Raw genomic sequence first — 18,699 nt, 5'->3', positions numbered from 1 at the left:
TGGTCGATGCCGACGACCTCGCCGTCGATACCCACCCAGCGGAACCACGACTGGGACACCCCCGCCTCGACGGCGACGCGCGCACGGATCGCCTCGGGCAGGACACTCTCGCGGTACTCCTCCGGCTGGTCGAGGAACCATTCGACGCACGGCATTGACACCACCCTCGTCGGCGTGCCGGCAGCCTGCAAGGTCTCCCTCGCGGACAGGGCGAGCGCCACCTCGGAGCCGGTTGCCACGAGGATGACCTCCGGCCGCCGCGGTGTCCCGTCCGACGACGCGGCCTCCGCGAGAACGTAAGCACCGCGGGCCACCCCGTCCCCGCCGTGGGCCGCGATCGCGGCCGTCTCAGCGAGCACCGGGACACCCTGCCTGCTCAGCACCAATCCGACGGGTCCGGTCCGGGACTGGAGGATCGCCGCCCAGGCCAGGACGGTCTCGGTGGCGTCGGCCGGGCGGATCACCGCGAATCCCGGCACCGTGCGCAGCGACGCGAGCTGCTCGATGGGCTGATGCGTCGGACCGTCCTCTCCCACGCCGATGGAGTCGTGTGTCCAGATGAAGATCACCCGTGCCTTCTGCAGTGCCGCGAGGCGGACGGCGGCCCGCATGTAGTCGCTGAAGACCAGGTAGGTCGCCCCGAACGGCAGCGTGGGCCCGTGCAGCGCCATGCCGACGAGTGAGAGCCCCATCGCGAACTCGCGGATCCCGAAGTGCACCAGGCGACCGTAGGGGGACGCATCCACGCCGGGGATCCGCGGCGTCTCGGGCAGGAAACTCCGCTCGCCGGTAATGTCCGTCTTGTTCGACTCGGCGAGGTCGGCCGAGCCGCCCCACAGCTCCGGCAGGAGCGGCGCGAGCGCGGCGAGCACCTCACCGGAGGCGGTGCGCGTCGCCACCGAGGACCCCGCCTCGTCGAAGCGGGGGAGGGCATCCCTCCACCCCTCGGGGAGCGCGCCGGTCGTGAGCCGGTCATAGACCGCCGCGCGCTCCGGCTCCCTGGCGCGCCACCCGGTCATCGTGGCCTCCCACTCCGTCAGCCAGCCGTGCGCCCGATCCGCGAGGCGCCGCGTGTGCGCGAGCACGGCCGGATCGACCGCGAAGTCAAGCCGGGGATCGAATCCCATCACCCGCTTGGTGGCCGCCACCTCCGCGGCGCCGAGCGGTGCGCCGTGCACCTTCTCCGTTCCGGCCATGGTGGGGGCAGGCCAGCCGATGCGGGTGCGGACCGCGATGAACGACGGTCTGTCCCGCACGGCCTGCGCCAGGGCGATCGCCTCGAACACCGCCTCGGGGCGCTCCAGGTAGTCGCCATTGCCCCCGTGGAAATCCACCTCGTGCACGTCCCACCCGTAGGAGGCGAATCGCCCGGGAACGTCCTCGCGGAAGGCGATGTCCGTGGAACCATCGATGGAGATCCGGTTGTCGTCCCACAGCACGATGAGATTGCCGAGCTGCTGTACCCCCGCCAGCGAGGATGCCTCCGACGACACACCCTCCTCGAGGTCGCCGTCCGAGCAGAGCACGTACACGAAGTGGTCGAACGGGCTGGTGCCGGCAGGAGCGTCCGGATCGAACAGGCCCCGCTCCCGCCTGGCCGCCATCGCCATGCCGACGGCCGTCGCGAACCCCGATCCGAGCGGCCCCGTTGTGGCCTCCACCCCGGGAGTGACCCCGTGCTCCGGATGGCCCGGGGTCAGCGAGCCCCACTGCCGGGTGGCCTTGAGGTCGTCGAGGTCCAGACCGTATCCCGCGAGGTACAGCTGGGCGTACTGGACAAAACCGGCGTGTCCGCAGGACAGCACGAACCGATCGCGACCGGGCCAATCCGGTTGCGCGGGAAGGCCCCGCATGACCTTCTGATAGAGCACGTAGGCGACCGGTGCGAGGCTCATCGCCGTACCGGGGTGCCCGCTGTGCGCGCGTTCTATCGCGTCCATGGTGAGCATGCGCGCGGTATCCACTGCCCGGTCGTCGAGGTTGCTCCACGACCAGGCCGGGGAGGATGGGGATGCGGGGGACGGGGTCGCGACCATGATTACCTCTCCGCCTGTGCCGCTGCCTTCGCCTCGGCCTTCTGTGCCTCGACCCATTCCGCACGGGCCTTCCCCGGCAGCCATCCGGTGTCGACGAGCTTGACCTTGTACAGGCAGGCCGCGCCGAACAGCAGGGCGGCGAAGACGACCAGCACGATCGAACCCCCAACGGTTCCGAGCCTGGCGAGCAGGCCGACGACCGATCCGAACCAGCCGAAGTCGGCGTCGCCGAAGGTGCTGTTCGCCAGCCCGAGCGTGCCCATGACGGTGAGCAGCAGGGCCGGGAGGAAGGTGATGATCAGGCCGTTGACGAAGCCGCCGACCACGGCGCCCCGGCGTCCGCCCGTCGCGTTGCCGAAGACCCCCGCGCCGCCGCCGTCGAAGAAGTGGGGGACCATTCCCGGCAGGATGAGCGCGACGCCCCAGGCCGGGCCGAGCCAGACGGCGATGACGCCGAGGGCGACCAGACCGCCGACGAACGACGACATGAATCCGATGAGCGAGGCGTTGGGGGCGAACGGGAAGACGATCGGCACGTCGAGTGCCGGACGGGCGCCCGGCACCACCTTGTTGGCGATGCCCTGGAAGGCCGGGACCAGCTCGCCGAGGATGATGCGCACACCGTAGAGGATGATGCTCACGCCGATGCCGAACTGCAGGGCCTGGGCGAACGCGGCCATGAAGTATCCACCGAAATCGGTCGGTGGGGTCGCCGACGAGGCGAAGATCTTCATGGCCTGGCTGTGCGGCAGCACGATGGCACCCCACACGGCGAAGAACAGGTAGAGCACCACCATGAGCAGCGTGGTCGAGACCATCGAGTCGCGCAGGAACTTCAGTCCCTGCGGGAACTTCACATCCTCAGTCGATCTCGACTTGCGTCCCACGGCGGTTCCGAGGGCCCCGGCCGTGATGTAGCCCAGCGTGTTGAAGTGGCCGATGGCGAGCTTGTCGTCGTTCGTCACCCGGTTCATGAAGGGCTGAGCGAACGCGGGCATGACGACCATGATCACGCCCATGAGCACGGACCCGACCAGGACGATGAGCAACGTGTTGTCCGGACCGAAGCCGACCGAGAGGACCACGGCAAGCAGCGTCGCCATGAACACCATGTGGTGGCCGGTCAGGAACACATATCTGAGCGGGGTGAAGCGTGCCAGGAGCAGCATCACGATGAAGCTCACCACGATGAGGTATGCGGAGGTCGCGCCGTACTGTGTCGCCGCCTGGGCGGTGATGACCTCGTTGGTCGGAACCACGCCGTGCGCCCCGGTCACCTTGAAGATGAGGTTGCCGAAGGGCGCGAGCGCCGCCACGACGACCGCCGCTCCCGCACCGAGGATGAGGTAGCCCATCGCCGCCTTGAGGCCACCGCCGACCACCTGACCCACCGGCTTCTTAAGGGCGATGAGGCCGACCGCGGCGACGATGCCGATCAGGTAGGCGGGGACGTTGAGGATCTGCTTGCTGATGAAGTCGAGAATCGCGACTAACCAATCCATGACTTTTGTCCTTTCTCAATAGTTGTGCGGGGCGATGATCCGTCTCCGGTGAGACGACAGGGACTGTTCGGGGCGCACGACACCGCACGAGCGCATCGTTGCGGTGCGCCCGCGTCGTTGTCGAGTCGTGAGTGGCTAGCTCAGCTGGTGGCTTCTTGGAGCTTCTTCTTTATCTCGTCACCGTCCATGAAGTTGTCGATCACGATGACCGGCGTTGAGACTCCGCCGAGCTCTTCGGCGAGCTCTCCCGAGGTCAGGATCAGATCGGCGCCCTGCGCGGCTCCCTTGGCCGTGCCGATGTCCGCGGTGGTCACCTCCGCGTCGAGACCGAGTTCGTCCGCGGCCTTGTCGACGCTCATCTTCAGCAGTATCGAGGTGCCGATTCCCATGCCGCACACGCAAATGATGTTCATCGTTTTCCTTCTTCCTGAGGGGAGTCCGTCGGCGCGAGGATCGTCCTGATCTCCTCGGGGCTCGAGGCGGTACGCAGCCTCTCGAGCCTGTCGGAGTCCGAGAGCGCTCCGGCGATCTGGGACATCACCCCGATGTGCGCCTGCTCATCGGTCGCCGCCAGCCCGATCACGAGCCAGACGGGGTCGTTCTTCGCGCTGCCGAAGTCGACGGGAGGCGAGAGCCGCACCCAGCTCATTCCCGTGTGCAGCACGGCGGGAGACGGCCGCGAATGGGCGAAGGCGATCCCGGGGGCGACCACGATGTACGGACCGAGCTTCTCGACGGCCGCGATCATCTCGTCGGTGTAGTCCGGAGTGGCGAACCCCCCGGCGGTCAGCCTCTCGCCGGCGATCTTCAGTGCGGCACGCCAGTCGTCCGCGGCCGCGTCGAGCTCGAACACCTCATCGGGCAAAACCGTCGAAACGCTTGCGTAGGTCATCGTTGTCCTCCCGCGCGAGGCCGTCACTGGCCCGCACGCTGAAACATTAACATGACGAGACAATTTTGTCCAGAAATAGACAAAACTACGAAGGATCGCGGTCCGCCCGTCTGTCTGTCCTCCCCGTGAGCTCGTGCCTCGCGCAGGCCGCGTCCTGAGCGAGGAACGCGGCTCCGATCACCCCGGCGTCGGATCCCGACCTGGCTGGCACGATGGTGAGCCGTTCGAAAAGGTATTCGGGAGTCCTGGCCTTGATCGCCGCGCGCATGGGGACCGCGATCACCTCTCCTGCCCGAGCGAGGTCGCCCGCGAGCACGAGGGTCGACGGGTTCATCAGGCACACGGCGGGCGCCAGGGCCTCGCCGATGAACTCGCCCGCCCGCGTCAGCAGCTCCAGGGCGAGGTAATTGCCGCGCATCGCGAGGCCGACGACGTCGTCGCTGCTCTGCACGTTGTTGCCCACGGATTGGAGCTGCTGCTGGATCGCCCAACCGCCGGCGACGGACTCCAGGCAGCCGAAGCGTCCGCAGCGGCACTGCGTGCCCTCGGGGCAATAGAGGTGGCCGAATTCTCCCGCCATGCCGCCGGGTCCACGGTAGATGCGGCCGTCGAGGACGAGTCCGGAGCTGAGCCCCTGACCGAGTTTGATGAGCAGCAGGTCCGAGCGATCGCGCCACGTTGTGCGGTACTCCCCGAGGGCGAGGACGTTGGCGTTGTTGTCGACGGCGACCGGGGCACCCGGGTAGTCGGTCTCGAATGCCGCGGCCGGCTCGACCCCGTGCCAGCCGGGCATGGTGGGCGGATGGATGATCCTCCCCGCCGCGAAATCGACGGGTCCGGGAATGCCGATTCCGATGCCCAGCACCGCCGCGGGCTCGAATCCGGCCTGGGTGAGCAGGCTGCGGAACTGATGCCTGACGATGTCGAGGGCCTTGGTCGGACCGAGTTCGATGTCGAACGCGCGGCTCACCGAGAGCAGGGGAGTGCCGAGGAAGTCCGTGACGGCGAATCGTGCCCTGGAACTGCCGATGTCGGCCGCGAGGAGCACCCCGTGGTCCGCATTGAGCTGGAATCCCTCTGGCGGCCGGCCGCCCGTGGAGCCGCGCTGGCTGATCGCGACCACAAAACCGGATTCGGTGAGCTCGTTGAGACGGCGCTCCAGCGTCACGCGCGACCATCCGAGTTGCTCGAGGAGCTCCGATCGCGTCACCCCCGGGTGCTGTCTCACCAGAGCGAGCAGCATGCCCAAGCCATCGACCGCCATTGGCATCCTCCACCGCAGAGACGGATATTTTGTCTATTTCTTAGCTTAACTCGCCGATTGGCGCATCACGAAGCCGAGGTCGAGAGTCGAGAGTCGAGGGTCCGGCTCGAGCGATGACATCGGAGTCTAGGCGACCACCGCCGCCCGACGCCGCCCGACGAGCGCTGCCAGCAGGGCGGCGGCGATGCAGATCCCCGCGATGACCGGAGCCCAGATGTCGACGGCGGGGGCGAGCCCGATCGAGGTCGCGGAGAGCCCGAGGGAGACGGCGATGAGTCCCTGGGCGAGGTAGGCGACGAGGTAGACCGCGGAGAGCGTCTGCGCCCTGTGGTGGGCCGGTGCATGCCTATTGGTGAGGCCGAGGCCGCCGAGGAACAGCAGGCCGTATCCGACCCCCGCGACGACCTGCGCGGACAGGAACACGGGAAGCGAGGCGGTCGCCGCCGCCAGCGCGATCAGTCCCATCCCTGCGGCCGTGGTCAGCCCGCCGATGCCGATCGCCGTCCGAGGCGCGAGTGGTCGGGCGACCACGGCCGTCACCCCGATCGCCACCGCCGAGAGGGCGATGATGCTTCCGGCGACGAAGGCGTTCTCCGTGTTGATGAGGTCCTTGGCGATCTCGGAACCCAGCGAGAGCAGAAGGGCGCCCATTGCGAATCCGGCCGTGACGGCCAGCGCCGAGGTGATGAAGACCCCGCCGAGTCCCTTCGGGACCCGCACCCCGCGGGGTCGCCAGCGACCCTCCGCGGTGGTGCCGACGACCCTGCGCGGCATGAACAGGATCGCGACGATGAGCGCCAGGGTGAGCGCGAAGAGCACCCAGTAGGCGAGGTGCCCCGGCAGCGGCGCGAACTGCACGAGGGCCCCTCCGACGATCGTCGCCAGTGCGAGGCCGACGGCCGTCGCGGCGGTGTTGATCGAACTGGCCCGTGCCGCGTTGCCCCCGGGGTTGAACTCGACCATCGCGGCGCTCGCCGGGCTCATGGCGAGCCCCACGCCGATGCCCTGGAAGATCCGGCCGGCGAACAGCCAGCCGACATTCGGGGCGATGGCGAAGAGCAGGATGCCGATGGCCATCGCCGTGACACCGGCCAGCATCGTCGCCCTGCGGCCGATGTAGTCGGAGATGCTGCCGAAGATGACCAGGATGACCACGAGGCTGATCGGGTACACCGCGAAGATCGAGGTGATGACGATGGGAGGCAGCTGCCACTCGGCCACGTAGACGGGATAGACCATGGACGGCGCGCCGCTTGCCCAGAGCGCGACGGCGACGACCGCCGCCGCCGTCCAGAAACTGCTGCGATTGCTGAGAGTGGGCACGGCGCCTTCTTTCGTCCGGGTGGTGCGGCTCTCGACCGAAGGCGACGTCGGCGTGGTCGATGTCCAGCGAAGTCTCGCTTGGTTTTCCCAAGCTAGCATCCTCCATTGGAATATCCAACCCAGAAGGGTAGAATTCCCCCATGTCCGCGACAGCCACCCTCCGTCCCGCCTCCCGTCCCGCCCCGACGTGTTCGATCGCCCGCAGTCTCGAGGTGCTCGGGGAGAAGTGGACCCTCCTCATCGTGCGCGAGGCGATGTGGGGGCGAACTCGCTTCTCCGAGTTCAAGGAGAGGCTGGGGGTCTCGTCGGACATCCTGGCCGACCGGCTGACGACCCTCGTCGATCACGGAGTCATGGAGCGGCGGTCCTATCGGGAGGACGGCGCCAGGGAGCGCTACAGCTACCACCTCACCGAGAGCGGTCGCGCGCTGCGCACCACGCTCGCCGCGCTGACCGCCTGGGGGGATGCCTACCGGCCCAACCCGAGCGGACCGGCGACGATCTACCGCGAGCTGGCGACGGGCGCACCCACGAGGGTGGCTTTTGTCGACGGCTCCGGACGGGAGCTGAGCTCCGAGGAGGTCGAGACCGTTCGCGGCCCCGGGGACTCGTCTGGGCGGTTGCTGGGCTGAGGCTCCGGAAGCCCGGGAACGAGGGGTCGTCTTGACTGCCTAGGCTGGTGGCATGACCTTCCTGATCCCCGCGACCGAGAGCACCCTCAAGCCGGAGGCGAAGGCCCTCCGGGATGCGAGAGCGGATGCGCAGGGCGGTTCGATCACGGGTCTCCAGGCGGCGCTGCTCGCCAATCCCACGAGCTTTCGCGTGTCCCTCGGGTGGCAGGCGCTCTGGGACGAGATCGCCCCCTGGATCGGGGAACGGGCCCTGACGCTGTTCGCCTATGCGATCGCCGACGAAGACGGCAGCCTTCCCACCGCGCTGTCGTTCCGCAGGACGCTGCTGGAGGCGGGGGACGATCCGGACAACCCCCAGGTCACGGAGGCGGAACAACTCCTCATCGACTGGGGCAGGCTCATCGTGCGCAGTCCGCACGACATCCCCGATGAGTTCTACTCGCGGCTGCAGTCGGCCTTCGGGCCGGAGCGCCGCCTCACGCTGCTCGCCTTCGCCGGCCAGACCGTCGCGCTCGACCTGTTGGCGACCGTGGGCAGGATTCCTCTCGACCCCGACCTGGAGCCCTATCGACAGGCCTGACCGGCGCCGAGGCCGATGGCCTTCGCGGTCAGGAGACGCCCAGCGGGACAACTAAACTTGAACGCTGGATTTTCGAGGGGTAATTCGAGTGGCCGATCACGAGCTGAAGCACGAGCAGGACTACGTGGCCACGCTGTACGCGCGCCTCGACGCGCTGAAGCACGAGGCAGAGCAGCAACTCGATGCCGTGCGTCTGCTCGATGTGGGCGGCAACCATCAGGGCCGCTCGGAGCGGGACACCTTCGCCAGGATCTATGAGGACCGGATCGTGCAGCTTCGTGAGGTCGACGAGCGGCTCGCCTTCGGCCGGCTGGAGCTCGAGCCCGGCGGGGCCGACGCGGACGAGGACGGTCCGGTGCTGCGCTACATCGGTCGCATCGGCCTGCGCGACACCGATCTCCGGCCGATCCTGCTCGACTGGCGCGTGCCCCAGGCGAGCGCCTTCTACCAGGCGACCGCCGCGACCCCGCTCGGGGCGAGGGCACGTCGTCATCTCCTGTCCAAGGGGCGGAGCGTCATCCGCATCGAGGACGAGATCTTCGATGCCGAGCTGCTCCAGGGGGAGTCGGCGGAGCTCCAGGGCGAGAGCGCGCTCCTCGCGGCCCTGACCGCCCAGCGGACCGGGCGCATGGCGGACATCGTCGCGACCATCCAGGCGGAGCAGGACCGCATCATCCGGTCCGATCTCCGGGGTGTGCTCGTGGTCCAGGGAGGGCCGGGCACGGGGAAGACGGCCGTCGCCCTGCACCGCGCCGCCTACCTGCTCTATTCGCATCGCGACCGCCTGCGCAATTCGGGGGTCCTGATCGTCGGGCCGTCGCCATCCTTCCTTCAGTACATCGAGGCCGTCCTGCCGTCACTCGGCGAGACCGGGGTCGTGCTCGCGAGCCTCGGTCAGCTCTATCCGGGGGTCGAGGCGACGAGGGAGGACGCTCCGGCGGTCGCCGCGCTCAAGGGACGGTCCTCGATGGCCGGCCTCATCGCCCGCGCGGTGCGCTCGAGGCAGAGGATCCCCTCCCTCCCGCAGGGGCTCGAGGTGAGCGGCGACCGGCTCACCCTGGATCCGCAGCTCGTCGCGGCGGCCATCCACCGTGCCAGGGAGTCGAACAAGCCGTACAACGAGGCCAGGGTGATCTTCGTGAAGCACGCCCTCGGTGCGCTCAGCCGTCAATGGCTGACCCAGCTCAAAGACGCCGGCAATTCGATGGACGACTCCGACCTCCCCATGCTGCGCGAGGACCTGCGCTCATCGGAGGACGTGCGCATCGCGCTGAACACCGCCTGGCTTCCGCTCACGCCGGAGAAGCTGGTGCAGGACCTCTACGCCCGCCCGCAGTGGCTTGCCGAGCTCACGCCGGACTGGACCGCGGAGCAGCGCGCCCTGCTCTACCGTGCCCGCGACGCCGAGTTCACCGTCTCGGACATCCCGTTGCTCGACGAGGCCGCGGAGCACCTCGGCGAGTACAGCGTCGCCGACGCCGCCGCGAAGCGTGAGGCCAAGCAGCAGCGCAAACGGGACATCGAGAACGCCGAGCATGCCATCGAGAACATGGATGTCGCGGGCCTCGTCGACGCGAAGTCCCTCGCCGCTGGCTTCGCCGAGACCGGGTACCGCGGGACCACCGCCGAGAGGGCGGCGGCCGACCGCAGCTGGACCTACGGTCACGTCGTGGTGGACGAGGCCCAGGAGCTCTCGCCCATGCAATGGAGGCTGCTGCTGCGCCGCGGACCGCAGCGGTCGTTCACGATCGTCGGCGACATCGCCCAGGCCGCGTCTGCCTCGGCCTCCTCCAGCTGGAAGGATGCGCTGGAGCCGCTCCTCGAGGGCTCGCCGGAGGCGGACCGCTGGCGGCTCGAGGAACTGACCGTCAATTACCGGACCCCCAGTCAGATCGCCGAGGCGGCGGAACGGATGGCCGTCGCCCACGGTCTCCCGATCACCCCCTCTCGCGCCGTTCGCGCCACCCGATGGCCGATCGAGCTCGTCGAGGATGCGGCGGAGGCCGTGCGCAGGAACCTCGCAACCGGGGAGGGGGGCACCCTCGCCGTGATCGTCCAGGAGGCCGGGCTGACCACCCTGGCCGGGCGCCTCGCGGACGAGTTCGGCTCCGCCGTCGCCGTCGGCGCCCAGGGCCTGACCAAGGACATCGCGGTGCTCACCCCGCAGGAGGCCAAGGGCCTCGAGTTCGATGCGGTCGTCGTCGTCGATCCCGTCGCGATCCTGGCAGCATCGGAGCGCGGAGCCGGCGCACTCTACGTCGCGATGACCCGCGCCACCCAACGGCTGTACCTCGTCAGCGAGGGCGAACTCCCGGCGGGACTCTGACCGTTCGACCGCGTTGGGGTGCCGTGCCGGTTCTCTCGTGCTGGTGTCACCGGCGGCCCTCCGGTCGCCGAGCCTGCCAAGAGAACCCGCGCGCGAACACTTGTATGATAAGCGGTGCGCCGACGCCGGCGTGAGGAGGATTCATGCCACGTCGTGCGCTCAATCGGCCGTCGCTCACGCAGCTGACCGCGGATTCGATCATCAGTCTGGTGCAGGATCAGGGCCTCAGGGAGGGTGACCCGATTCCGTCCGCGGCGGAGATGGCCGAGGAGCTCGGGGTGAGCCGCACGGTAATTCGGGAGGCGGTCGCCGAGCTGTCCGGTCAAGGGCTGCTGAAGCGTCAGCAGGGCAGCCAGAGCGTGATCTCCGTGCCGGGGAGCACCCAGCTCGAACGGCTGATGCGGCTGCGATTCGCGGTGCGGGGCCATGACCTGGAGCAGGTGCAGGAGATCCGCGAGTCCATCGAGGTCGCGGCGGCACGCCTGGCAGCGGAGAGGGCCACGGACGAGGAGATCCAGGGCATCCGCCGCAAGATGGAGGCCCTCCGTGCGGCCACCGACGTGGGCACGCTGTACCGCGCCGATGTCGAATTCCATCGCGAGGTCGTCGGTGCCGCCCACAACGACGTGATGGAGATGCTCGTCGATGCGCTCTCTCCGCTGCTGGACAAGCTGTTACGGCAGGTCTGGCAGGGATGGGTGAAGAACGGTGAGGTCGGCGTGCATGAGCTCGTGGAGTCGCACGCCGCGATCGTGGAGTGCATCGCGGTCCACGATGGCAACGGGGCGGCGGAGGCGATGCGGGACAACCTCGGCAAGGGCCTCCTGGGCTTTCAGGCGAACGTGGTCTGACGCCCCCTTCGGGAACACCACGTGTCGAGGGCTTGACATCGCTGCGGCAAGCATGCTTACGTGTCACATGTCATATAAGTGAGTGCTGGCCTCAGGGCCCCTCGTCACAAGGAAGTGAGTGCATCCATGTCGCAAGTTCCCGAGACCCGCCCAGAGCGCCCTGTGGATGCGGTTGCCGCATCGCGACCGCGCGGTGCGGTGCGGTGGGTCGTCGTCCTCCTCGCCTTCCTCGGCACCACGATCGTCTATCTGGATCGCGCGAACCTCAGCGCGGCGGCCCCCACGATTCAGAAGGAGTTCGGCCTCAGCAACACCGAGCTCGGCCTGATCCTCTCGGGGTTCTTCTGGACCTACGCGATCTGCCAGCTGTTCGCCGGGTGGTTCGTCGACCGGGTCGGAGCGCGTGTGTCCTACACGGTGGGCGCACTGCTCTGGTCGGTGTTCACCGCCGCCACCTCCCTCGGGCGCGGCTTCGCGTCGCTGCTCGGCCTGCGCTTGCTGCTCGGCGTCGGCGAGTCGCCCGCCTATCCGAGCAACGTCAAGGCCGTCCGGGAATGGATCCCCAAGCGCGAGCGCGGTGTCGCGACGGCGATCTTCGACAGCGGTTCGCGCGTGGGAACGGCGATCGCCCTGCCGATCGTGGTCAGCGTGATGGCGGTCATCAGCTGGCGCGGCTCCTTCGTGGTCACCGGCCTGCTCGGCATCATCTGGGCCATTGCCTGGTATCTGTTCTACCGCACCCCCCGCGCGAGCAAGCTGGTCTCTGCCGAGGAGCTCGCCTACATCGAGGCGGGCCAGGAGACTCCAGAAGAGCTCGACACCGCACCGAAGGTGAAGGTGCGCTGGATCGATCTGCTCCGTTTCCGTGCGGTATGGGGCATGATCCTCGGCAACTTCTGCGTCGCCTTCGTCATCTATTGGTTCGTCACCTGGTTCCCCACCTACCTGATCGACAGCCGCGGATTCACGCTGCCGTCGCTCGGACTGTTCGGCTCGATCCCGGCCTGGGTCGCGGTGCCATCCGGCTGGGCGGGCGGGATCTTCGCCGACTACCTGATCCGGCGCGGCTGGTCGGCGACCCGGGCCCGCAAGACGCTCATCATCGGCGGCCTCATCGTCTCGACGGTCATCATCTTCTCGATCTTCACCGACAGCCCAGCGGTGGCGATCGTGCTGTTGTCGATCTCATACGGCGCCCTGACCTTCGCGAACGCGAGTGTGTGGCTGCTGCCGTCCGAGCTCGCGCCGACCGTCGGCCACGTGGGTTCGCTCGCCGGGCTGATGAACTTCGCCGGCAGCGCCGCGGGCATCCTGGTCTCCATCGCCGTCGGTGCGCTGCTCGACGCGACGGGCGGCTCCTTCCTCGCGCCGATGTTCATGACGCTCGGATTCCTCGTGCTGGGGATCGTCTCCTACGCCTTCGTGATCAAGCGTGTCGAGCCGCTGGAGATGCCCGATCGTTCCTGATCACCCCTCCTCGGCGGTGCGATCCGCCCGAAATCCCGAAAGGAAAGGACTGTGCTCGTGAGCACCGCAAGAATCGTTGTCCATGACGCTTACCTGATCGGCGATGTCGACCGCCGCCTGTTCGGCTCGTTCGTGGAGCACATGGGCAGGGCCGTCTATGGCGGCATCTACGAGCCGGGTCACGCGACCGCCGACGAGCACGGCTTCCGGACGGACGTGCTGCGCCTCGTCAAGGAGCTGGGTCCGACGATGGTGCGCTACCCGGGCGGCAACTTCGTCTCCGCCTACAACTGGGAGGACGGGGTCGGCCCCGTCGAGGACCGCCCGGTGCGCCTCGACCTCGCCTGGCGCAGCCGTGAGACCAACCGGGTCGGGCTGGCCGAGTTCGCCGCATGGTCGGAGAATGCCGACGTCGAGCTGATGATGGCGGTCAACCTCGGTACACGCGGAGTGGATGCCGCCCGCAATCTGGTCGAGTACTGCAACCACCCGGGCGGCACCTACTGGTCCGACCTGCGCCGGAGCCACGGCGTAGCGGATCCGTACGGTATCAAAATCTGGTGTCTCGGCAACGAAATGGACGCCCCCTGGCAGATCGGTCACAAGACCGCGGTCGAATACGGCCGCATCGCTCTCGAGTCGGCGAAGGCGATGCGGCGGGTCGACCCCGGCATCGAGCTGGTCGCCTGCGGTAGCTCCAACCGCTGGATGCCCACCTTCGGCGAGTGGGAGGCGACCGTGCTGGAGGAGACCTACGAGCAGGTCGACTACATCTCGCTGCACAACTACTACGAGGATGTGGACGGCGATGCCGCCAGCTTCCTCGCCTCGTCCGACTCGATGGACGACTTCATCACCAGCGTCGTCGCGACCGCGGATCACATCAAGGGCAAGCTGCACAGCAGGAAGAGCATTCAGCTCTCCTTCGACGAGTGGAACGTGTGGCATCAGACCGAGTTCCACTCGCACGACGGCAGCCGTGAGGCCTGGCGGGAGGCCCCCGACCTCGCCGAGGACGTTTATACCGTGACCGAGGCGGTCGTGGTGGGCAGCTTGCTCATCTCGCTGCTCAACCATGCCGATCGGGTGCGGATGGCGTGCATCGCCCAGCTCGTCAACGTGATCGCGCCGATCACCACCGTGGAGGGCGGCGCCGCCTGGCGCCAGACCACCTTCTTCCCCTTCGCCGACGTGGCCGCCCGTGCCGGCGGGGTGGCGCTCCGGCTCGACATCGACGCGGGCAGGCACGAGACGGCGAAGTACGGCGAGGTCGATGACGTGGTCGCGGCGGCGACCTGGGACGAGGGCACGGGGGAGATCGTGATTTTCGCCGCTAACCGATCGCTCGATCGGACGGTGGAACTCGACCTCGTGCTCGGTGGTCGGTTCGAGGGCTACCGGGCGATGGCGCACCGGGTGCTGACCCACGACGACAGGGACGCCGCGAACACCGCGGACCGGATGGAGAACGTCACGCCGCGTACGGTTTCGGTCACCGACTCGGTGGCCTTCCCGCCCGTGTCGTGGAACGTCGTCACCCTTCGACGAGCCTGACGTCGGCGCCTCGCAGGGAGGGGCATAGGGTGAGCTCTGGGACCGCCGCGGGTGCCTCCGTCACGGCGTCGGGTCGAAGGCGTCGTAGCGGAGGAAGCCCCGCTGGATGCGTACCAGCGTCAGCAGGGCGGCGACGATGAGCAGGCCGCCGAGAAGGGGCGGCAGCCACAGCGCGCCGAATCCCACAGCGAGCCCGACGTAGATGTCCCCGATGCGTGGGCCGCCCGTGACGACGACGGTGAAGACGCCCTGCAGTCGCCCGCGCATGTTGTCAGGAACGGCGGTCTGGAGCATGGTCTGGCGGAAGATGCTGCTGACGTTGTCCGCCGCACCCGCGCCGGCGAGGAGCACCGCGGAGACGAGGATGGCGACGAGGTTGGCGTGCCCGATCGACGACGTGACCCTCCCGAAGGTGCCGAGACTCAGCACGGCGAGCACAAGACCGAATGCCGCGATGAAGGCGCCGTAGACGACGATCGACCGGGTGATCAGCCTGCCGTGCCAGCGCAGTCCGCCGAGTCGTCCGGAGAACAGGCTGCTCAACAACGCACCGACGGCACCGCCCGCGGTGAGGATGCCCACCGTCACGGCCCCACCGCCGAGCACGAGCGCGCCGACGGCCGGGAACAGCACCCTCGGCTGTCCGAAGGTCATCGCGATGATGTCGACGATGAAGGTCATCCTGATGTTCGGGGCGCGCCTCAGGAACGCCAGGCCGTAGCGCAGGGACTCCAGCCCGGGCCGCTGCACCTCACCCTCGGGCGCCAGCCGCGGCAGGGAGAGGATACCGAGGAAGGCGCTGAGGAACAGGATGACGTCGACCGTGTAGGTCCAGGCGAAGCCGACGCTCGCCACGAGCACCCCCGCCAGCGCCGGTCCGACGGTGACCATGATGCCCACGCTGATCCCGCCGAGGGCGGATGCCGCGGGCAGCAGCCGGCGCGGGAGCAGCCGGGGCGGCACGGCGGAACGCACCCCCCCGATCACGGTCGAGGCGACCGCGGTGAGGGTGGTGAGCAGGTAGAACGGCCACACCGTCTCGACCCCAAGCCAGGCGATGCTCGCGAGCGTGATCGTCGAACCCCAGGCGACGACGGCGGCGACGAAGAGCACGATGCGCCGGTCGAAGGCGTCGGCGAGCATGCCGCCGTAGAGGCCGAAGATCACCATGGGGATGAGCGCGAACGCGCCGACAAGGGACACCGCGAAGGTCGAACGGGTGATCTGGTAGATGTGCAGCCCGACGGCGACGATCGTCATCTGACCGCCGATCCCCGAGATCGCGCCGCCGGCCCAGAGCCTGGCGAAGGCGGGGGACTCGCGCAGGGGCGAGAGATCGATGAAGTGGGAGTGCCGGGGTCCGGTCGTCTCGGTCGTCTCTGGCGCGGGGGTCATAGCTGGTGTCTCACTGACCCCATTCTGCCGCACGACGAGTGACATCCTTGGATGATGAGTTTCCTCGACGACGACCTTCTCGCGCGCATCCACGATCGGGCGGCCGGTTACGACCGCGACAACGCCTTCTTCACGGAGGACCTCGACGAGCTGAAGGCCGCCGGCTACCTGCGTGCGCTCGTCCCGGTCGACCTCGGCGGCGCCGGCCTGAGCCTCCGAGAGGCCGCCCACGAGCAGATCCGTCTCGCCGCCGCCGCTCCCGCCACGGCGCTCGCCGTGAACATGCATCTCGTCTGGACGGGGATCGCCAAGACCCTTCGCGATCGGGGCGACGACTCCCTCGAGTTCGTCCTGCGCGAGGCCGCGGCCGGTGAGGTGTTCGCCTTCGCCATCAGCGAGGCGGGAAACGACCTCGTGCTGTTCGGTAGCCGCACCGAGGCTGAGCCGGTCGCCGGCGGCGGCTACGCGTTCACCGGGACCAAGATCTTCACGAGCCTCTCGCCTGCCTGGACCCGCCTCGGCCTCTTCGGCCTCGACACGGTCTCGGACGACGCGCCCAAGCTCGTCCACGCCTTCGTCACCCGCGACACCGCGGGCATCACGATCCTCCCCGACTGGGACACCATCGGCATGCGGGCCAGCCAGAGCAACAGCACCAGGCTCGATCACGCGGTGGCGACCGCCGACCGCATCGTGCGGCGACTGGATCCCGGTCCGAGTGCGGATCCGCTGATCTTCGCCATCTTCGCCAACTTCGAGATCCTGGTCTCGGCCGTCTACACCGGGATCGGCCAGCGTGCCCTCGAGCTCGCCGTGGCTGCCGCGAAGGGCCGCCGTTCCGCGCGCACGGGGCTGTCCGGCGACAGGAATCCGAACACCCGGTGGAAGATCGCCGATGCCGCACTCGCCCAGGATGCGCTTCCGCCTCAGCTGGATGCGCTGGCCGACGACGTCGATCGTCTCGTCGATCGCGGCGACCAGTGGTTCCGCGGGCTCGTCGGGCTCAAGTCGAGGGCGACACGAACGGCTCGATTCGTCGTCGACCAGGCGATCGCCGTCGCCGGGGGAGCGGTCTTCTCGACCTCGAGCGAGCTGGGCCGCCTCTACCGGGATGTCGTCGCCGGTGGTTTCCACCCGAGCAACGAGGACTCCGTGCACCAGACGGTCGCCACCGCGCTTCTCGGGCCGGAGTAGCCCTCCCCGACCCCGGCGGACGAGGCGGGAGGAGACGGTCCCGCCGTAGGCTGGGGTCATGTCGTCGACGCTCGCCATCGATCCGCAGGCGGTTGCCTGGTCCGTCCCCGAGACCGGCAGGGCCCAGGCACTCGCCAGCCGCCCCCTTCTTGTGCTCATGCACGGACGCGGCTCGCACGAGCAGGACCTGTTCACGCTCGTGCCGCTGCTGCCGAAGACCCCGGTGATCGCCTCCGTCCGGGCCCCCATGCCTCTCGGTGACGGCTACACCTGGTTTCCCCTCGGTGACGCGGGGGACCCGAGCACGGTCGCTGCCGCCGCGGCGACGGAGGCGGTTCTGGAATGGCTCGACACCGTGCAGACGTCGACCAGGATCGGGCTGCTCGGCTTCTCCCAGGGCGGAGCCATGGCGCTGCATCTCATGCGTCACGCGCCGGAGCGTTTCGCGAGTTACGTGACGCTGTCCGGGTTCAGCATCTCCGGGGAGCTGCCGGCGGATGCCTCGCTTGAGTCGTCCCGTCCCCCCGTGTTCTGGGGTCGTGACCCGGCCGATCCCGTGATTCCGACGGACGCCGTCGAACGCACCTCGGCGTGGCTGCCCGGACACGCGACGCTCACCGAGCGGCACTACCCCGGCATCGGCCATTCCATCTCCCGGGAGGAGCTGGACGACGTGAACGCGTTCCTCCGCTCCTCGCTCCTCGGCCGTTAAAAGACTCATCGCCCGGGGTGCGGCACTTGGTGCGGCTCTTCTCACGGGCGATGAGTTGTTCTTCATCCAGGATGCCTCCGTCGCGGGGTGAAGCACAAGGGTTCCGTGGGAAAAAGGTGAAGATCCGCGCGCCGCGGGCATTCAGCCGCCTCCGGGCCGACCCAGCGGGGCGTCAGGGTTGCGGTGGAAGAATCGTGCCATGCCAGAGATGCTGACGCTTCCCGTCAAGACCGAACCAGCGGAGAACAGGCCGAAGGAGTTCTCCGCCTACCTCGTCCGTCCCGACGGGCCGCCGAAGGGCGCCGTCGTCCTCATCCACGAGATCTGGGGCCTCGTCGAACACATCAAGGACGTCGCCGATCGCTTCGCGGCGGAGGGCTATCTGGTCATCGCCCCCGATCTGCTCAGCTCGATCGGCATCGAGCCGAGCATCGGCCTGGAACTCGCCGCGATCATGACGAGCACGGATGAGAGGGTGCGCGCGGAGGGCCAGCCGCGGCTGCGCGAGGCCTTCACTCCCATGCACGTTCCGGAGTACGGCGCCTGGGCGGTCTCGGCGCTCCGTTCCTGCGTCGACTATCTGGCCGCGCGGCCGGGGGTCGCCGGGCGCATCGCGGTCGTCGGATTCTGTTTCGGCGGCAGCTACAGTTTCGCCCTCGCGGCAGCGGACGGCAGGGTTGCGGCCGCCGTCCCGTTCTACGGGTCGCCGCCGGAACTCGGACAGGTGCACACCATCACGAGCCCGATCCTCGCCTTCTACGGCGAGGAGGACGAGAGGCTGATGCAGAGCCTGCCGGAGGTGAGCGCCGCGATGCAGGCGGCCGGCGTCGACTTCACATCGAAGGTGTACGAGGGTGCGGGCCATGCCTTCTTCAACGACACCAACGTGCACACCTATCGCCCGGAGATCGCCGAGGATGCCTGGCGGCGCACCCTCGACTTCCTGGCGGTCTCGCTCGGAGCGGTCTAGC

Annotated in this window: 16 protein-coding genes; 9 read left to right on the top strand and 7 right to left on the bottom strand. The window is 68.5% G+C overall.

All coding sequences use genetic code 11. From position 1 onward, the window contains the following. The 6 genes from tkt to VGC18_RS05700 all read right to left on the bottom strand — a co-directional run. The coding region (tkt, locus tag VGC18_RS05725) for a transketolase (protein ID WP_331095148.1) at positions 1–2,036 on the bottom strand (2,036 nt) is incomplete at its 3' end. A gap of 2 nt (positions 2,037–2,038) precedes the next feature. Next, positions 2,039–3,538, bottom strand: a complete 1,500-nt coding sequence (locus VGC18_RS05720) for a PTS ascorbate transporter subunit IIC (protein ID WP_331095146.1) — start codon at positions 3,536–3,538, stop codon at positions 2,039–2,041. A 140-nt stretch (positions 3,539–3,678) separates the two neighbouring features. Further along, positions 3,679–3,951, bottom strand: a complete 273-nt coding sequence (locus tag VGC18_RS05715) for a PTS sugar transporter subunit IIB (RefSeq protein WP_331095144.1) — start codon at positions 3,949–3,951, stop codon at positions 3,679–3,681. Continuing rightward, positions 3,948–4,430 carry a PTS sugar transporter subunit IIA gene (locus VGC18_RS05710; protein ID WP_331095142.1) on the bottom strand — a complete coding sequence of 161 codons (483 nt, stop codon included), beginning with the start codon at positions 4,428–4,430 and terminating at the stop codon, positions 3,948–3,950. The genes VGC18_RS05715 and VGC18_RS05710 overlap by 4 nt, the downstream gene beginning before the upstream one ends. Before the next feature lie 85 nt (positions 4,431–4,515). After that, positions 4,516–5,694: an ROK family transcriptional regulator gene (locus tag VGC18_RS05705; RefSeq protein ID WP_331095140.1), complete on the bottom strand. Its 1,179-nt coding sequence runs from the start codon at positions 5,692–5,694 to the stop codon at positions 4,516–4,518. A gap of 126 nt (positions 5,695–5,820) precedes the next feature. Next, a complete protein-coding gene (locus VGC18_RS05700) occupies positions 5,821–7,017 on the bottom strand; it encodes an MFS transporter (protein ID WP_331095138.1) in 1,197 nt (398 codons plus the stop codon). A gap of 140 nt (positions 7,018–7,157) precedes the next feature. On the opposite strand from VGC18_RS05700, the gene VGC18_RS05695 reads away from it, so the two are divergent. The 6 genes from VGC18_RS05695 (at position 7,158) to VGC18_RS05670 (ending at position 14,427) form a co-directional block, all read left to right on the top strand. Then, the gene (locus VGC18_RS05695; protein ID WP_331095136.1) at positions 7,158–7,649 is read left to right on the top strand and encodes a helix-turn-helix domain-containing protein; all 492 of its coding nucleotides are present in this window, start codon (positions 7,158–7,160) and stop codon (positions 7,647–7,649) included. Positions 7,650–7,701: 52 nt separating this feature from the next. Then, complete coding sequence (locus tag VGC18_RS05690; protein WP_331095135.1) at positions 7,702–8,229, top strand: hypothetical protein; 528 nt, start codon at positions 7,702–7,704, stop codon at positions 8,227–8,229. Between the two features lie 82 nt (positions 8,230–8,311). Further along, positions 8,312–10,555, top strand: coding sequence for a HelD family protein (locus tag VGC18_RS05685; RefSeq protein WP_414672860.1), 2,244 nt, complete (start codon positions 8,312–8,314; stop codon positions 10,553–10,555). 143 nt (positions 10,556–10,698) lie between these two features. Next, complete coding sequence (locus VGC18_RS05680; protein WP_331095130.1) at positions 10,699–11,406, top strand: FadR/GntR family transcriptional regulator; 708 nt, start codon at positions 10,699–10,701, stop codon at positions 11,404–11,406. Positions 11,407–11,532: 126 nt separating this feature from the next. Continuing rightward, the gene (locus VGC18_RS05675) at positions 11,533–12,873 is read left to right on the top strand and encodes an MFS transporter (RefSeq protein WP_331095128.1); all 1,341 of its coding nucleotides are present in this window, start codon (positions 11,533–11,535) and stop codon (positions 12,871–12,873) included. A 57-nt stretch (positions 12,874–12,930) separates the two neighbouring features. Beyond that, the gene (locus VGC18_RS05670) at positions 12,931–14,427 is read left to right on the top strand and encodes an alpha-N-arabinofuranosidase (protein WP_331095126.1); all 1,497 of its coding nucleotides are present in this window, start codon (positions 12,931–12,933) and stop codon (positions 14,425–14,427) included. Between the two features lie 60 nt (positions 14,428–14,487). On the opposite strand, the gene VGC18_RS05665 is transcribed toward VGC18_RS05670, so the two are convergent. Continuing rightward, positions 14,488–15,822 carry an MFS transporter gene (locus tag VGC18_RS05665; RefSeq protein ID WP_331095124.1) on the bottom strand — a complete coding sequence of 445 codons (1,335 nt, stop codon included), beginning with the start codon at positions 15,820–15,822 and terminating at the stop codon, positions 14,488–14,490. Between the two features lie 51 nt (positions 15,823–15,873). On the opposite strand from VGC18_RS05665, the gene VGC18_RS05660 reads away from it, so the two are divergent. The 3 genes from VGC18_RS05660 to VGC18_RS05650 all read left to right on the top strand — a co-directional run bounded on the left by VGC18_RS05660 (position 15,874) and on the right by VGC18_RS05650 (position 18,698). Beyond that, on the top strand, positions 15,874–17,016 hold the full coding sequence (locus tag VGC18_RS05660) for an acyl-CoA dehydrogenase family protein (RefSeq protein WP_414672859.1): 1,143 nt from the start codon (positions 15,874–15,876) through the stop codon (positions 17,014–17,016). Between the two features lie 58 nt (positions 17,017–17,074). Further along, positions 17,075–17,728: an alpha/beta hydrolase gene (locus VGC18_RS05655; RefSeq protein WP_331095122.1), complete on the top strand. Its 654-nt coding sequence runs from the start codon at positions 17,075–17,077 to the stop codon at positions 17,726–17,728. Positions 17,729–17,927: 199 nt separating this feature from the next. Beyond that, the gene (locus VGC18_RS05650) at positions 17,928–18,698 is read left to right on the top strand and encodes a dienelactone hydrolase family protein (protein WP_331095120.1); all 771 of its coding nucleotides are present in this window, start codon (positions 17,928–17,930) and stop codon (positions 18,696–18,698) included. Position 18,699 lies beyond the last annotated feature (1 nt).

It is taken from the genome of Lacisediminihabitans sp., from assembly GCF_036404185.1.
Lineage (GTDB): Bacteria > Actinomycetota > Actinomycetes > Actinomycetales > Microbacteriaceae > Lacisediminihabitans.
This window is presented reverse-complemented; position numbering and strand designations above follow the sequence as displayed.

Bases quoted from the DNA above. Each gene is read 5' to 3' on its own strand.
- VGC18_RS05720 (WP_331095146.1), bottom strand. From the start codon at position 3,538: ATGGATTGGTTAGTCGCGATTCTCGACTTCATCAGCAAGCAGATCCTC.
- VGC18_RS05715 (WP_331095144.1), bottom strand. From the start codon at position 3,951: ATGAACATCATTTGCGTGTGCGGCATGGGAATCGGCACCTCGATACTG.
- VGC18_RS05710 (WP_331095142.1), bottom strand. From the start codon at position 4,430: ATGACCTACGCAAGCGTTTCGACGGTTTTGCCCGATGAGGTGTTCGAG.
- VGC18_RS05705 (WP_331095140.1), bottom strand. From the start codon at position 5,694: ATGGCGGTCGATGGCTTGGGCATGCTGCTCGCTCTGGTGAGACAGCAC.
- VGC18_RS05695 (WP_331095136.1), top strand. From the start codon at position 7,158: ATGTCCGCGACAGCCACCCTCCGTCCCGCCTCCCGTCCCGCCCCGACG.
- VGC18_RS05690 (WP_331095135.1), top strand. From the start codon at position 7,702: ATGACCTTCCTGATCCCCGCGACCGAGAGCACCCTCAAGCCGGAGGCG.
- VGC18_RS05680 (WP_331095130.1), top strand. From the start codon at position 10,699: ATGCCACGTCGTGCGCTCAATCGGCCGTCGCTCACGCAGCTGACCGCG.
- VGC18_RS05675 (WP_331095128.1), top strand. From the start codon at position 11,533: ATGTCGCAAGTTCCCGAGACCCGCCCAGAGCGCCCTGTGGATGCGGTT.
- VGC18_RS05665 (WP_331095124.1), bottom strand. From the start codon at position 15,822: ATGACCCCCGCGCCAGAGACGACCGAGACGACCGGACCCCGGCACTCC.
- VGC18_RS05660 (WP_414672859.1), top strand. From the start codon at position 15,874: ATGATGAGTTTCCTCGACGACGACCTTCTCGCGCGCATCCACGATCGG.
- VGC18_RS05655 (WP_331095122.1), top strand. From the start codon at position 17,075: ATGTCGTCGACGCTCGCCATCGATCCGCAGGCGGTTGCCTGGTCCGTC.
- VGC18_RS05650 (WP_331095120.1), top strand. From the start codon at position 17,928: ATGCCAGAGATGCTGACGCTTCCCGTCAAGACCGAACCAGCGGAGAAC.